Annotated in this window: 2 protein-coding genes; both read right to left on the bottom strand. The window is 35.7% G+C overall.

Annotated features, from left to right (window positions below; translation table 11 throughout):
* Nucleotides 1-919 (bottom strand): IS256 family transposase (locus EWM59_RS27310; RefSeq protein WP_130020228.1); only part of this gene is annotated, 919 nt, incomplete at its 3' end.
* 41 nt (nt 920-960) lie between these two features.
* On the bottom strand, nt 961-1,462 hold a 502-nt coding region (locus EWM59_RS27305; protein ID WP_130024355.1), incomplete at its 5' end, for an integrase core domain-containing protein.

Here is a 1,462-nt window from a genome sequence, read left to right as displayed (position 1 = left end):
TACGCCATTTCTCTTCAAGAACAAGCAAGTTCTCTTCACCAATAATACTATTGGGAGCTTGATAGACTGACTTTAAATCAACAATAAATTCTTTAATGTATTTTTCTGGAATAAAGCGTAAAGAACCTCTAATTTGGTGAACAACACACAATTGTATTTGGGTCTTAGGAAACACATTTTCAATAGCTTCCGGAAAACCTTTTAGACCATCCACACAGGAAATAAAAATATCCTCTACACCTCTATTTTTGAAATCCTGAAGTACGCTTAACCAGAATTTTGCCCCTTCACTTTCTGTCAGATAAATACCTAATACTTCTTTCTGACCTCTTAAATTCAATCCAATAACGCTATAAAGCACACGAGTATTAACCTTACCATCGGTTCTTACTTTATAGTACATCGCATCCAACCAGGCAACTACATAGATGCGTGATAATGGACGTACCTGCCATTCTCTTAACATGGGTAATACCTTGTCAGTAATACTGGTAAGTTCACTGGCAGACAAGGAATAGCCATATATTTCCTGAAGATGTTTGCCTATTTCTGAATAACTCATACCACGGCTATACATCGAAATAATTTGACCCTCTAATTGCTCTGTTAAAACAACTTGCCGCTTGGATACTATACTTGGTTCAAAACTTACAGAACGGTCTCTTGGGGTTTGCAGTTCAAATTCCCCAACATTACTTTTTACCCTTTTACTTGAAGTACCGTTTCGCCTGTTTGACTTGCCTAATGATCGCTCTTCTAATAAATGAGCTTCCATCTCACCCTGTAAGGATTGCTCTAAAAAATGCTTGAGCATGGGAGCAAAAATGCTATTCTCACCTGTTAAGGGCTTGCCTGAATATAAACCCTTGATGGCTTCTTCTTGAAAAGCCTTAAAATCGAAGTCTTGATTGGTTGCCATAAAAAAACTTTGTCTATTGTAAAATTAGAAAAATTCTAAGTTTAGTTTTGACACAGTTTAAAAAATAGTCTCGGCACTTCAGTCATTTTTTTATTGTCTTCTAAGATGTTTATTTTAAAGACCTCTTCCAAGAGCTTGTCTTTAGCTAACTGTAAACTATCCATAAAAGTTTGCATTGGTGTTTTACCATAGCAATATTTACCAGTATGAGTTCTCTGAGTATTATAATGATTCAGCCACGAATCTAAGTCTTTTTGTAGTTCTGATAAAGAATGATACAGTTTTTTACGAAAGGCAACCGCATAAAATTCATCCTGAATAGTACGATGGAAACGCTCGCATATACCATTAGTTTGAGGACTTTTGGCCTTAGTTTTAGTATGGTCAATATCTTCTATAGCCAAATATAATTGATATTCGTGTTGCTCCCTATTACCACAATATTCTGTACCCCTATCAGTTAAAACTCTTAGTAGACGAATCTGATTTTGCTCATGAAAAGGAATAACCTTATCATTGAGCATATCAGCGGCTACTAAAGCG

It is taken from the genome of Emticicia agri, from assembly GCF_004168285.1.
GTDB classification, from domain to species: Bacteria; Bacteroidota; Bacteroidia; order Cytophagales; family Spirosomataceae; genus Emticicia; species Emticicia agri.
The sequence above is the reverse complement of the archived record's forward strand: the minus strand, read 5'-3'. Positions and strand labels throughout refer to the sequence as shown.